The organism is Mesorhizobium sp. LNHC229A00, assembly GCF_000502415.1.
Lineage (GTDB): Bacteria > Pseudomonadota > Alphaproteobacteria > Rhizobiales > Rhizobiaceae > Mesorhizobium.
On record NZ_AYWQ01000125.1, the window covers coordinates 1 to 794 of the forward strand.

General features: G+C 61.2%; 1 protein-coding gene and 1 pseudogene. Both read right to left on the reverse strand.

Annotation, left to right across the window (positions count from 1 at the left end; translation table 11 throughout):
• On the reverse strand, positions 1-166 hold a 166-nt coding region (locus X742_RS1000000173650), incomplete at its 3' end, for a leucine zipper domain-containing protein (RefSeq protein ID WP_156939512.1).
• 443 nt (positions 167-609) lie between these two features.
• Positions 610-794, reverse strand: a pseudogene (locus X742_RS1000000175155) (enoyl-CoA hydratase); the annotation flags it as partial.

Genomic DNA, 794 nt, shown 5'->3' on the forward strand with positions numbered 1-794 from the left:
CTGCGCGCCCTTCGGCCTTATAGCGCTCGACCCAACGCGCCACGATCTTGGCCGACACGCCGTAGACGCGCGCCGCATGGGCTTGGGAAAAAGCACCTTCTATCATCGAAAGCGCCATCTCCTCTCGACGCAAAGGCGTCAGACGGGCATTCTTGTGGATGTTCATTCGGACCCTCCGGTGGATGCTGAAGCCTGGTAACTCCAGTCTCCTCCCTCCGGTTCGAATGGACAACCTCCCGAAAGCTCACATCTAAGTCGCCTTCCTGGAACATACGGGGGCGTGAGGATCCCCCTACGGCATCCATCATCGTCAGCAGAGCGTGAAAAGTGCGGAATGGGCCGCGCTCGATAGAGCCACATATGATCTGGGCAAGAAGATCATGGGCAAGAGCGGCATACTCTCCTATGCACCCAAAGCCTCTTGATGCATGGCCCTCGTTCACGCCGCCGACATCCAGATCCCATGCGGATAGCAGCCGGCGATGTGACAGAGCGAGGTTGCGATACAACTCTGTGGGAGATGACCGTGATTGTTAGATTGTTACGGCAATTCGTCGTTCGCCGCTCTGCCTGTTCGAGCGGCGACCATCGAACGGCTCCCGGCTAGCCTCACGCCTGCCAACGCGGCCTGCGGCGATCGAAGAAGGCCGCGATTCCTTCGGCGGCGTCGGTCGTTTCCCATGCATTGGCCAGCAGAGCGACCGTCTCTCCGATGACCGCGTCGTCGATTGCCGGCCCAAGTCGGCGCGCAAGCGCCTTGGAGGCGGCGACGGCCTGCGGCGAGGCCGAGCGAT